The 12,936-nt window shown below is 51.9% G+C and carries 9 protein-coding genes and 1 pseudogene; all 10 read left to right on the top strand.

Going from position 1 to position 12,936, the window contains the following annotated elements:
• The first annotated feature begins 123 nt into the window (after positions 1–123).
• Positions 124–1,632: a MobQ family relaxase gene (mobQ, locus tag H7U36_RS04855; protein WP_005930696.1), complete on the top strand. Its 1,509-nt coding sequence runs from the start codon at positions 124–126 to the stop codon at positions 1,630–1,632.
• A gap of 15 nt (positions 1,633–1,647) precedes the next feature.
• The gene (locus H7U36_RS04850) at positions 1,648–3,549 is read left to right on the top strand and encodes an AAA family ATPase (RefSeq protein ID WP_035393622.1); all 1,902 of its coding nucleotides are present in this window, start codon (positions 1,648–1,650) and stop codon (positions 3,547–3,549) included.
• A gap of 86 nt (positions 3,550–3,635) precedes the next feature.
• Positions 3,636–5,132 (top strand): annotated as a pseudogene (locus H7U36_RS04845) (VirD4-like conjugal transfer protein, CD1115 family); the annotation flags it as partial.
• 63 nt (positions 5,133–5,195) lie between these two features.
• On the top strand, positions 5,196–5,411 hold the full coding sequence (locus H7U36_RS04840; protein ID WP_003508243.1) for a Maff2 family mobile element protein: 216 nt from the start codon (positions 5,196–5,198) through the stop codon (positions 5,409–5,411).
• Positions 5,412–5,493: 82 nt separating this feature from the next.
• The gene (locus H7U36_RS04835; RefSeq protein WP_003431220.1) at positions 5,494–6,345 is read left to right on the top strand and encodes a VirB6/TrbL-like conjugal transfer protein, CD1112 family; all 852 of its coding nucleotides are present in this window, start codon (positions 5,494–5,496) and stop codon (positions 6,343–6,345) included.
• A 16-nt stretch (positions 6,346–6,361) separates the two neighbouring features.
• Positions 6,362–7,258 carry a radical SAM protein gene (locus H7U36_RS04830; RefSeq protein WP_171898515.1) on the top strand — a complete coding sequence of 299 codons (897 nt, stop codon included), beginning with the start codon at positions 6,362–6,364 and terminating at the stop codon, positions 7,256–7,258.
• 1 nt (position 7,259) lies between these two features.
• Entirely contained in the window at positions 7,260–7,652 is a 393-nt protein-coding gene (locus tag H7U36_RS04825; protein ID WP_006774460.1) for a PrgI family protein, read from the top strand.
• Positions 7,612–10,008: a VirB4-like conjugal transfer ATPase, CD1110 family gene (locus H7U36_RS04820; protein ID WP_087221613.1), complete on the top strand. Its 2,397-nt coding sequence runs from the start codon at positions 7,612–7,614 to the stop codon at positions 10,006–10,008. Before H7U36_RS04825 ends, H7U36_RS04820 begins: the two co-directional genes overlap by 41 nt.
• A complete protein-coding gene (locus H7U36_RS04815; RefSeq protein ID WP_044942460.1) occupies positions 10,005–10,961 on the top strand; it encodes a DNA-methyltransferase in 957 nt (318 codons plus the stop codon). Before H7U36_RS04820 ends, H7U36_RS04815 begins: the two co-directional genes overlap by 4 nt.
• Positions 10,958–12,925, top strand: coding sequence for a C40 family peptidase (locus tag H7U36_RS04810; RefSeq protein WP_044942463.1), 1,968 nt, complete (start codon positions 10,958–10,960; stop codon positions 12,923–12,925). Before H7U36_RS04815 ends, H7U36_RS04810 begins: the two co-directional genes overlap by 4 nt.
• The last annotated feature ends 11 nt before the right edge of the window (positions 12,926–12,936 follow it).

The following is a 12,936-nucleotide window of genomic DNA, read 5'->3' as shown; positions in this document are numbered from 1 at the left end:
GCCGCAACAAGGGGCTGCACCCCTTGCGCCGCTTACGCGGCTATCCCTGCACACCCACAAAAACAGTACACCCGCCGTTGGCGTCTGTACCATTTTTGCGGGTTTTATTATCCTATCCGGGAGGTGATACCCATAGCCATCTACCATTGTAATATCAGCATTGTCAGCCGGGGCAAGGGCAAATCAGCCGTTGCCGCAGCCGCCTACCGAAGCGGCGAAAAGTTGACAAATGAGTGGGACGGAATGACCCACGACTACACCCGCAAAGGCGGTGTTGTCCATACGGAAATCCTACTGCCGCCCAATGCCCCGCCCTCTTTCTCTGACCGTTCAACCTTGTGGAACAGCGTGGAGCTTTACGAGAAAGCCGGGAACGCCCAGCTTGCCAGAGAGATTGACGCGGCGCTTCCCATAGAGTTATCCAGAGAGGAACAGATCCGGCTTGTCCGGGAATACTGTTCCTCTCAATTTGTTTCCAGAGGAATGTGCGTTGATTACGCCATTCACGACACCGGCAAGGGCAATCCCCATTGTCACATCATGCTTACCATGCGCCCCCTTGACGAGCGCGGCGCATGGGCGGCGAAGTCCAAAAAGGAATATGACCTTGATGAAAACGGCGAGCGTATTCGCTTGCCAAGCGGCAAATACAAGGCCCGCAAAGTTGACCTGACCGGCTGGAACGACAAGGGCAACGCGCTTTTATGGCGCAAGGCATGGGCGGATATTTCAAACGCCTACCTTGAACGCGCCGGAAGCCCGGAGCGCATCGACCACCGCAGCAACGCCGAGCGCGGCATTGACGAGCTGCCCACCGTCCACATGGGCGTGGCGGCCTGTCAAATGGAGAAGAAAGGCATAGCCACCGAGAAAGGCGAGCTGAACCGGAATATCCAAAAAGCAAACCGCCTTATCCGGGAAATCCGGGCGCAGATTGGAAAGCTCAAAGAATGGATTGGCGAACTGTTCAAGGCGCGGGAAACCGCCCCGGAGCAGCCCCCGCAATCCCCCGGCCTTGCAAATCTGCTGATGAAGTATTTAAGCGTTCAGAGAGAAAAGAGCCGGAAGTATTCGCAGAGTTGGCAAAGGCAGCACACCGCCGACGAACTGAAAACCGTTGCAAAGGCGGTCAACTATCTTTCCGAGCATGGCATTTCCACCCTTGACGAGCTGGACGCTGCCCTTTCCTCTGTCAGCGACCAAGCCGACGCTATCCGGGAGGGCATGAAAACCGCCGAGAAGCGCATGAAAGAATTGCAAAAGCTGATTGAATACGGGAAGAACTACACCGAGTACAAGCCCATTCACGACGAGCTGAAAAAGCTGAAAAATGGCTGGACGAGCAAGCGCGACAAGTACGAGGAAGCCCACCGCGCCGAGCTTACGCTATGGAACGCAGCGAGCCGCTATCTCCATGCAAATCTGCCGAAAGGGACAAAGACCTTGCCTATCTCTGAATGGGAAAAAGAGTACGCCACTCTCAGCGGGCAGAGAACAGCGGAATATACCAAGCTGAAAGAAACCCGCGCCGAGGTTGCCGAGCTGCACAATATCCGCAAGTGTGTTGACATTGCGCTGAAAGCCGACCAGCCGGAGCAGACCCGCGCCAAGCGGCACGACTTAGAACGATGAAAGGAGTTGAGCTTTTTGTATTACACCCAAGAACAGATAGACCGGGCGAACCAAGCCGACCTTGTTTCTTTCCTGCAATCACAGGGCGAGCAGCTTACCCGCGCCGGGAATGAATACCGCTGGAAACGGCACGACAGCTTGACCGTCCGGGGAAACAAGTGGTACAGGCACAGCCAGAGCAAGGGCGGCGGCCCCGTTGATTTTGTTATGGAGTTTTTCGGCAAGAGCTTCACCGAAGCCGTAGAACTTCTCACAGGAGAAAAGGGAGCCGCACCGCCGCCGGACAGACCTTGCCCCGCGTCCCTATCCGACTTCCGGCTACCACCCCCAAACAGCGACAACCGAACAGCGAGGAACTACCTCACAACAGCCCGCCGCATTGATGAAGATGTGACGGGCTTTTTCTTTGCCCGCGGCGATATTTACGAGGACGCAGCCCACCACAACGCCGTATTTGTGGGGCGGGACGAGGACGGAATACCGCGCTACGCCCACAGCAAAGGAACGGCGGGAAACTTCCGGCTTGATGTGAAAGGCAGCGACAAAGCCTTTAACTTCTGTTACCGGGGCGAGGGCGAAAGATTGTTTGTCTTTGAAGCACCCATTGACCTGATCTCTTTCCTCTGCCTGTTCAAAAAGGAATGGCAGAAGCAAAGCTACCTGTCATTGGGCGGCGTGGGAGAAAAAGCCCTGCTCCGCTTTCTCTCTGACCGTCCGAACATCAAGACCGTTTACCTCTGCCTTGACAGCGATGAAGCCGGGAACGACGCTTGCAGCCGCCTTGTAAAGCTCATGCCGGAGGGCTATACCGTCCACCGGCTTATCCCTCTTTTCAAGGATTGGAACGAGGTATTGCAGCACCGGGCAGAAATCACAGACGGGAAGTATATCCGGGAAGCTGTTTACGGCTTGAAAGAGCCGCCGCAGGAAGAAACCGTCGAGATTATCCGCATGAGCGAGGTTGACACGCAGACCGTTGAATGGCTATGGGAGCCGTATATCCCGTTTGGGAAAGTAACCATTGTGCAAGGCAACCCCGGCGAGGGCAAGACCACCTTTGCCCTACGCCTTGCCGCCGCTTGTACCAACCGCAAGCCGTTCCCCCACATGGCAGCGCATGAGCCATTCAATGTGATTTACCAGACCGCCGAGGACGGTTTGGGCGACACCATCAAGCCCCGCCTTATGGAAGCCGAAGCAGACCTTGACCGTGTTCTTGTCATTGATGAGAGCAAGCAGGGGCTTTCCCTTTCCGACGAGCGCATAGAGAGAGCTATCCGGCAGACCGGGGCGCGGCTGATTATCCTTGACCCCATACAGGCGTACATGGGCGAAAAGACCGACATGAACAGGGCAAACGAGGTGCGCCCCATGTTCCGCCGCCTTGCCGATGTTGCCGAGCGTACCGGGTGCGCCGTTATCCTTATCGGACACTTGAATAAAGCCGCCGGAGGACAGAGCGCATACCGGGGCTTAGGTTCTATTGACTTCCGCGCCGCAGCAAGGAGCGTCCTGCTGATTGGGCGCGTGAAGCGGGAGCCAAATGTGCGCGTTATCGTCCATGACAAATCTTCCCTTGCGCCGGAGGGCAAGCCCGTTGCCTTTTGCCTTGACCCGGAAACGGGCTTTTCGTGGATAGGCGAGTATGACATTACCGCCGACGAGCTGCTATCCGGCGCGGGCGGCAACACGGCCACCAAGACCGAACAGGCGGAACGGCTGATACTTGACCTGCTTGCAGACGGGAAAGAGCTTGCCAGCGAGGAAATTGTAAAGGCCGCAGCCGAAGCCGGAATATCTGAAAGGACGGTGCAGAACGCCAAGCGCAACATGGGCGGTGTTTTGGATGCAAGGCGCGTCGGCGGTCAATGGTACAACTTCATCAAGAAGAAGCAGCCGCCCGAACCCGCAAGCTGAAAACGCAAAGTGCAGACCCTTTGCGCTTTGCACTTTCGCGCTTTCACTTTGATTGTGCGTCAATAACTCAAAATAGCACTTGACAAAACGCTTCATGGGGAAACGCCGAAGATATTAAGCCCTACATAGACCCGGAGTTTCAAAACAACATCATTTTGACACAGACGGAACGCCTTACCATGAACAGCCGCCCGAAGCAGCCGAAGTACGCAAGAAATAAGAACGTCGTCGTGATCGGCGGCAGCGGCAGCGGAAAAACAAGGTTTTTCGTCAAGCCGAATTTAATGCAGCTTCATTCCTCTTACGTCTTGACAGACCCGAAAGGTACGGTTTTGATTGAGTGCGGGAAGCTGCTGCAACGGGCGGGCTACCGCATTAAGGTACTGAATACGATTAACTTCAAAAAATCTATGCACTACAACCCCTTTGTGTATATCCGCAGCGAGAAAGATATTTTGAAGCTGGTAAACACGTTGATAGCGAATACCAAAGGCGAGGGAGAAAAAAGTGCGGAGGATTTTTGGGTAAAAGCGGAAAGGTTATTGTATTGCGCATTGGTTGGCTACATCTGGTATGAAGCCCCCGCCGAGGAAATGAACTTTATTACCCTGTTGGAACTTATCAACGCCAGCGAAGCCCGCGAGGACGACGAGGAATATCAAAGCCCCGTCGATCTGCTGTTTGCCGACTTGGAAGAACGCGACCCCGACCATTTCGCGGTGAAGCAGTACCGAAAATATAAATTGGCGGCGGGCAAAACAGCAAAATCAATCCTCATTTCTTGCGGTGCGAGGCTTGCGCCTTTTGATATTAAGGAATTGCGCGATCTCATGTCCTACGACGAATTAGAACTTGACACGTTAGGCGACAGAAAGAGCGCACTTTTCCTCATAATGAGCGATACGGACAGCACGTTTAATTTTGTTATCGCTATGCTGCAATCGCAGCTTTTCAATTTGCTTTGCGACAAAGCGGACGACGAATATAACGGCAAATTGCCTGTTCACGTCCGCTTTTTGCTTGACGAGTTTGCGAACATCGGACAGATACCCCGATTTGATAAACTGATTGCCACAATCCGCAGCCGGGAAATGTCCGCTTCTATCATTCTGCAATCGCAGAGCCAGCTAAAAGCCATTTACAAGGACGCGGCAGAAATCATACTTGATAATGCCGACAGCACCTTGTTTTTGGGAGGACGTGGGAAAAATGCAAAGGATATTTCGGATAACTTGGGACGGGAAACAATTGACAGTTTCAACACTTCCGAAAATCGCGGCACGCAGGTTTCTCATGGACTTACTTATCAAAAATTAGGAAAGGAGTTGATGACACAGGACGAAATAGCAGTTATGGACGGTGGGAAATGTATTTTGCAGCTACGCGGTGTACGTCCCTTTTTAAGCGACAAATACGATATAACGAAACACCCGAACTACAAATACCTTTCCGACTTCGACAAGAAAAACGCTTTTGATGTGGAACGGTATATGTCTACCCGCCCGGCAATAGTAAAGCCCGATGAAGCCTTTGACATATACGAAATAGATTTGTCCGACGAGGACGCAGCCGCCGAGGAATAACGGCGGCATTTTCATTTTCAACAACATTTTTTGAGCCGCAAAGCGGCAGAAAGCGAGGTTTATATGGATTTCTTTAACAGCGCAGTTGGTGTATTGCAGACTTTGGTTATCGCGCTTGGCGCAGGTCTTGGCATTTGGGGGGCTATCAACCTCATGGAGGGTTACGGCAACGACAATCCGGGCGCAAAGAGCCAGGGCATGAAGCAGCTTATGGCGGGCGGTGGCGTCGCGTTGATCGGCGGCACCCTTGTTCCGCTTCTTTCCAAACTTTTTGGATAATGCCTAAAACAAATACCACCCGCCGCGCCCTCTCGGAAACGGGAGGGCGCGGGAAAGGAGGGATTAACTTTTGATATGGCAGATGATTGAAGATTGGTTTCGCGGCATTTTGACAGACGGGATTTTATCGAACCTCTCCGGCTTGTTTGACAGCGTAAATACAGAGGTTGGAGAAATTGCAACGCAAGTCGGCACGACCCCCGCCGGGTGGAACGCGGGCATATTCAACATGATACGCAGCCTTTCGGAAAACGTCATTGTACCGATTGCGGGCGTTATCATTACCTTTGTCATGTGTTATGAACTAATCCAGCTTGTAATTGAAAAAAACAATCTGCACGATCTCGACACTTGGATTTTTTTCAAATGGATTTTCAAAACCTTTGTTGCGGTGCTGCTGGTAACAAATACTTGGAATATCGTCATGGGAGTTTTTGACGTTACGCAGAGCGTCGTCAATCAGAGCGCGGGGGTTATCATATCCGATACAAGCATAGACGTTACCACTGTCATTACCGACATTGAAGCAAAACTCGACGCTATGAGCGTGGGCGGTCTTTTGGGGTTATGGTTTCAATCCCTCTTTGTAGGGCTTACCATGAAAGCCCTGTCAATCTGCATTATGCTTGTGGTGTATGGGCGCATGATTGAAATATATCTTGTAACGAGCGTTGCCCCTATCCCGATGGCAACAATGGTAAATCACGAATGGGGCAGCATGGGACAGAATTACTTAAAATCTTTGCTTGCGCTTGGTTTTCAAGCGTTTTTGATTTTGGTGTGTGTCGGCATTTATGCGGTGTTGATACAGACAATCGCAGCGACCGACGACATATCCGGCGCGATCTGGGCTTGCATGGGCTATACCGTCCTCTTGTGCTTTACCCTTTTCAAAACAGGGAGCCTTGCAAAGAGCGTCTTTTCGGCACATTAAGGGGGTGAGTTATGATTTGAAAATCGGCTTAATCGACGTTGACAGCCATAATTTCCCCAACCTCTGCTTGATGAAGCTATCCGCGTATCATAAAGCAAAGGGGCATACGGTGGAATGGTGGAACACAAAGGAGCGGTACGACCTTGTATATAAAAGCCGCGTCTTTACGGACACCTATTCCAAAGACACGATAACCGTTACCAACGCGGAACAGGTCATTTTCGGCGGTACGGGCTACGACACGAAAAACCGCTTGCCGCCGGAAGTGGAACACAGTTACCCGGATTATTCAATCTACCCGCAGTTTTTCGGGATTGCTTACGGCTTTTTAAGCCGGGGTTGTCCGAGAAATTGCGGGTTTTGCATTGTCAGCGGTAAAGAGGGACGCAAAAGCGTTAAGGTTGCGGATTTGTCCGAGTTTTGGAAATGGCAGCCGGAAATAAAAATCATGGACGCTAATCTGCTTGCCTGTCCCGACCATGAAAATCTCATTGAGCAGCTTATACGAAGCCGCGCATGGGTGGATTTTTCGCAAGGGCTGGATATTCGCCTTGTGAACAGGGATAATGTCAGCCTGTTAAATCGGGTACGGATAAAAGCGGTACATTTTGCATGGGATAATCCCGACGAGGACTTGACCGGGTATTTCCAACGTTTTTTGGATTTGACAGCTATTAAGAGCAGCCGCCAGCGGCGCGTGTATGTTCTTACCAACTACGGCAGCACTCACGAACAGGATTTATACCGCGTGAACACCTTGCGGGCTATGGGCTTTGACCCGTATGTGATGATTTACGAGCGTCCAACCGCCCCGCCTGTTACCCGCCATTTGCAACGGTGGGTAAACAACAAGCGGCTTTTCTATGCTGTTCCCCGCTTTGAAGATTACATTCCGGGCAGAAAGGAGGTTTGAAATGGCGTATGTAACCGTCCCAAAGGACTTAACAAAAATCAAAAGCAAGGTAATGTTCAACCTTACCAAACGACAGCTAATTTGTTTCAGCGCGGCGGTAGCAATCGGACTGCCGCTGTTCTTTTTGGTAAAAGGCAGCGTTGGAACGAGCGCAGCGGCATTGTGCATGGTGCTTGCCATGCTGCCTATGTTTTTGCTTGCCATGTACGAGAAAAACGGGCAACCGCTGGAAGTGATTATTCGGCAATTTGTGGAAGTGAAGTTTCTTCGCCCCAAAGAGCGACCTTATCAGACCAACAATTTTTATGCCGCCCTTGCGCGGCAAGAGCAATTAGATAAGGAGGTACGGGCGATTGTCAAAGGAAAAGAAAAACACCCAAAACGAAAAGCGTAAACTTTCCCGACAGGAAAGAAAACAGATAGATACCCTTATCCGACAGGCAAAGGGCGACGGGAAGCCCCATACGGCGCAGGACAGCATACCGTTTGAGCGAATGTATAAGGACGGGATTTGCCGCCTTGCAAACGGGCGGTATTCCAAGTGCATTGAGTTTGAGGATATAAATTATCAGCTTGCGCAGCCGGACGACAAAACCGCCATTTTTGAAGCCCTTTGCGATATGTATAACTCGTTCGACGCTTCTATCAGCGTGCAGCTTTCCCTAATCAGCCGCCATGCGAACAAGGACGATTTTAAGAACAGTATCACGATTGCACCGCAGAATGACGACTTCGACAGTATCAGAGCAGAATACACCGAAATGCTTAGGACGCAGCTTGAACGCGGAAACAACGGGCTTATCAAAACCAAGTTTCTCACCTTTACCGTTGAAGCAAAGGACATTAGATCGGCGCGGGCGCGTCTTGCCCGCATTGAAACGGACACCCTCAACCATTTTAAGGTGATCGGCGCGGCGGCGCGGGTATTGGACGGGAAACAGCGTCTTGAAGTGCTGCATGGGATTTTTCACCCGGACGGGGAACGCTTTAACTTTGCGTGGGAATGGCTACCCGCAAGTGGGCTTTCCGTCAAGGACTTTATCGCCCCGTCCTCTTTCCGATTTGGCGACGGGCGAATGTTTCAAATGGGCGGCAAGTTTGGTGCGGTTTCCTTTTTGCAGATCGTCGCGCCGGAACTCTCCGACCGTATGCTTGCCGACTTCATGGACGCGGAAAACGGGATTATCGTTAATCTGCACATTCAGAGTATCGACCACAACGAAGCAATCAAGACGATTAAGCGCAAGATCACCGACCTTGACCGCATGAAGATTGAGGAACAAAAGAAAGCAATCCGCAGCGGCTACGACATGGATATTATTCCGTCTGACCTTGCCACCTACGGCGGGGAAGCAAAAAACCTACTCCGCGATTTGCAGAGCCGCAACGAAAGAATGTTTCTGCTCACGCTGCTTGTCTTAAACCTTGCAGATACCAAGCAGAAATTGGATAACGAAGTATTTGGGGCGGCGGCAATCGCACAGAAATACAACTGCATTTTGACCCGCCTTGACTACCGGCAGGAACAGGGGCTTATGTCCTCTATCCCGTTGGGGGAAAACCTTATCCATATCCAGCGCGGCTTGACGACCAGCAGCACCGCCGTTTTCGTTCCCTTTACGGTGCAAGAGCTGTTCCAAAGCGGCGAAGCATTGTATTACGGCTTAAACGCCCTTTCCAACAACATGATTTTGTGCGACCGAAAGAAGCTGAAAAACCCCAACGGCTTGATACTCGGCACACCGGGCAGCGGCAAAAGTTTTTCTGCAAAACGCGAAATCACAAACGCTTTTCTTATCACGTCCGACGACATTATCATTTGCGACCCCGAAGCCGAATATTATCCCCTTGTCGGACGTTTGAAAGGACAGGTTATCAAGGTTTCGCAGAACAGCACGCAGTACATTAACCCTATGGATATTAACCTCAATTACAGCGAGGGCGACACGCCCATAGCCTTAAAGAGCGATTTTATCCTTTCCTTTTGTGAGTTGATTATGGGAGGTAAAAACGGGCTGGAAGCTGTTGAAAAGACCTTGATTGACCGCGCTGTTATCAGCGTGTACCGCAACTACCTTGCCGACCCGAAGCCTAAAAATATGCCGATTTTGGGCGACCTCTACGACGAAATCAAGAAGCAGCCGGAAAAGGAAGCGCAGCGTATCGCGGCGGCATTGGAACTCTATGTAAACGGCAGCTTGAACATTTTTAACCACAGGACAAACGTTGACATTCATAACCGCCTTGTCTGCTTTGATATTAAGGAACTCGGTACGCAGCTTAAAAAAGTCGGTATGCTTATCGTCCAAGACCAAGTATGGAACAGAGTAACGGTAAACCGCAGCGAGGGCAAGGCGACGCGGTATTACATCGACGAGTTTCATTTGCTGCTCAAAGAGGAACAGACCGCAGCGTACAGCGTTGAGATTTGGAAGCGTTTTAGAAAGTGGGGCGGTATTCCGACAGGTATCACCCAAAACGTGAAAGATTTGTTGTCGTCCCGCGAGGTGGAGAACATCTTTGAAAACTCGGACTTTGTGTATATGCTCAACCAAGCCCAGGGCGACAGGGAAATCCTTGCAAAGCAGCTTAACATTTCGCAGCAGCAAATGACCTATGTAACCCATTCCGAAGCGGGCGAGGGGCTTATTTTCTACGGCAACGTGATTTTGCCCTTTATTGACCGTTTCCCGCAAAATACAGAACTCTATCGCGTCATGACGACCAAACCCGGCGAGGTGTCGGCATGAGGATAGAAACGGACAAAATCTATTGCGGCGACAGCTTGCAGGTACTTCAAACCTTGCCGGATAACTGTATGGATTGTTGCGTAACGTCCCCGCCCTACTATGCTTTGCGCGATTACGGCACAGACGGGCAGATCGGGCGGGAAGCAACGCCGGAGGAATATGTTTCCCGCATTACGGCGGTTTTCCATGAGGTAAAGCGGGTGCTTACGCCGGAGGGTACTTGTTGGCTGAATATCGCGGACACTTATTGCGGCACAGGCAGCAAAGCCGACCACCAAGACCCGAAATACCCCAAAGGCAGGAACGGGCAGCAAGTGGCGGTAAACCACCGCGCCCCCGGCTGCAAGCCGAAAGACCTAATCGGTATTCCGTGGCTTGTAGCCCTTGCCTTGCGGGGCGACGGTTGGTATTTGCGCAGTTCTATCATTTGGCATAAGGGGAACCCCATGCCGGAAAGCACGCGGGACAGGCCGACCCGCTGCTATGAATATGTGTTTCTGCTTACCAAGTCAAAGAAGTATTTTTACGATTGGCAAGCGGTAGCCGAGCCGATAGCCCTCACAACGGCGGGTCGGCTGAAAAGCGGAGTTAGCAAAGGAAACAAGTATAACGTTACTGTTCCGGGGCAAAACCAACCGCAGAAAATCAACCGCCCCCGCGAAAAGGGCGCATACGCCGATGAGTTGATATGCCCCGTCCGCAGCCGCCGCAACGTTTGGCAGATCAACACAGCTTCCTATCGCGGCGGGCATTTCGCAGCTTTCCCGCCGAAACTTGCGGAAACGTGCATTTTGGCGGGCTGTCCCGTCGGCGGGATTGTCCTTGACCCGTTTTTAGGCAGCGGAACCACCGCAGCGGCGGCAAAAAGCCTTGACCGCCGCTATATTGGTATTGAGATCAACCCCGAATACTGTAACCTTGCGAAACAGCGGATTGGAGGTGAAAGCCCATGAGCAAGGAATGGAAAGCCCCGGACAAGGTAACGCAGAAAATGACCCGCGACGGTGCGGTTGCGGAAAACCTCACGACGGGCGAAACGTCCAGTATCAGCGAAAGGCCGCAGGAGGAAAACTATTCAGCCCCCGCAGGCGCGGCAGCGGAAAAGGTTGTGCAGCATATCGGCGCAGAGATTGAGCGACACGCAGCAAAAGGCGCGGAGAAAAAAGCCCTTGACGCGGCGCAGCCTAAAACCCATTCTTCCCGCTTGCAGTTTTCCGAAGCGGAACGGGCAACGCCGGACCTGCAAAAGGCAATCAAAAAATCCGATACGGCGGCTGACCGTTTAGACAAAGCGCGGGCAGCTATCCCCAAACAGACCAAAATCAAGAAAGAGCGCGTTTTTGACGAAGCCAAAGGCAAAGCAAAGACGCGCCTTGCTTTTGAAAAAACGGATAAGCCCCCAAACGGCAAGTTGCGTCATAACCCGTTATCCCGTCCGGCGCAGGAATTGGACGCCGCCGTACATGGAAAAATCTATGAGGTGGAGAAAGAAAACGTCGGTGTGGAAAGCGGACACAGGATAGAACTTGTGGGCGAGAAAGCGGGCGGCATGACGACGCGGGCAGTAAAACGCGGCATACGCAGCCATAAGCTGAAACCTTACCGGGCGGCGGCAGCAGCCGAGAAAAAGGCAGCAAAGGCAAACGCCGATTTTCTCTATCAAAAGGCGCTGCATGATAACCCCGCCCTTGCGCACTCTAACCCGATTTCCCGTTTTTGGCAAAAGCAGCGCATTAAAAAGCAGTATGCAAAGGCGTTGAAAACGGGCGGCAAGGTGAAAAAGACCGCCGAAGCCACCGCAAAGGCAGCAAAGAAAACGGCGCAGGAAACCAAACGGGCGACGTTCTTTGTCGTCCGGCATTGGAAAGGCTGTTTGATCGTGGGCGGGATTGCCTTTATCGTGCTTCTGTTTTTCGGCGGTTTGTCCTCTTGTTCCCTGTTCGGCGGCAACAGCGGAAGCGGCTTGATTGCGTCGTCCTATCTCTCCGAGGACGCGGATATTACAGGCGCAGAAAGCGCGTATGTCGCTATGGAAGCCGAGTTACAGGATATGCTGGATAACATCGAAAGCGAATACCCCGGCTATGACGAATACCGGGTAACGGCTGACGAGATCGAGCATGACCCGTATGTGCTAATCTCTATCCTCTCCGCTTGGCATGAGGGCGTGTTTACTCTCGATGAAGCGCAAAGCACCCTTGAAATGCTCTTTGATAAACAGTATATCTTGACGGTTACGGAGGAAGTCGAGGTACGCTACCGCACCGAAACGCGGACGGACAGCGAGGGCAACGAATACGACGTTGAAGTAGCCTATAACTATTACATTCTCAATGTGGATTTGGAAAACTTCAACCTCTCCCATGTTCCCGTTTACATTATGGGCGAGGAACAGCTATCCATGTACGCTATGTATATGTCGTCGCTTGGGAACAGACCCGACCTTTTCCCGCAATCCGGCTATATTTCAAAATACTATGAAAACCCGCCAGCGGATTATGAAATCCCGCCCGCCTATCTGGAAGATGAACAGTTTGCGCGGCTCATTGAGGAAGCGGAAAAGTATGTCGGTTTTCCTTATGTGTGGGGCGGCAGCAGCCCGGAAACCTCTTTTGATTGCAGCGGTTTTGTTAGCTATGTGCTGACGAACAGCGGCCTATACAATACGGGCAGACTTGGGGCACAGGGGCTTTACAACATTTCAACCCGCGTTTCCAACCCGCAGCCGGGGGATTTGGTTTTCTTTACGGGTACATACGACACACCGGGCGTATCTCATGTGGGTATCTACGTTGGCGAGGACGGGGACGGAAGCCCCGTCATGCTGCATTGTGGCGACCCGATACAATACGCAAAACTTGATACAAGCTATTGGCAATCCCATTTTTACGCCTATGGGCGGCTACATTACAACTGACTTTGAAAGGA

The organism is Faecalicatena fissicatena (assembly GCF_016900595.1).
Taxonomy (GTDB): domain Bacteria; phylum Bacillota; class Clostridia; order Lachnospirales; family Lachnospiraceae; genus Claveliimonas; species Claveliimonas intestinigallinarum.
Note: the sequence above shows the minus strand (reverse complement) of the source record. Positions and strands in the feature narration are given on the sequence as shown.

What these genes read in the sequence shown, in the direction of transcription:
- H7U36_RS04810 (WP_044942463.1), top strand. Translation starts at nt 10,958, where the DNA reads ATGAGCAAGGAATGGAAAGCCCCGGACAAGGTAACGCAGAAAATGACC.
- H7U36_RS04835 (WP_003431220.1), top strand. Translation starts at nt 5,494, where the DNA reads ATGATTGAAGATTGGTTTCGCGGCATTTTGACAGACGGGATTTTATCG.
- H7U36_RS04840 (WP_003508243.1), top strand. Translation starts at nt 5,196, where the DNA reads ATGGATTTCTTTAACAGCGCAGTTGGTGTATTGCAGACTTTGGTTATC.
- H7U36_RS04815 (WP_044942460.1), top strand. Translation starts at nt 10,005, where the DNA reads ATGAGGATAGAAACGGACAAAATCTATTGCGGCGACAGCTTGCAGGTA.
- H7U36_RS04825 (WP_006774460.1), top strand. Translation starts at nt 7,260, where the DNA reads ATGGCGTATGTAACCGTCCCAAAGGACTTAACAAAAATCAAAAGCAAG.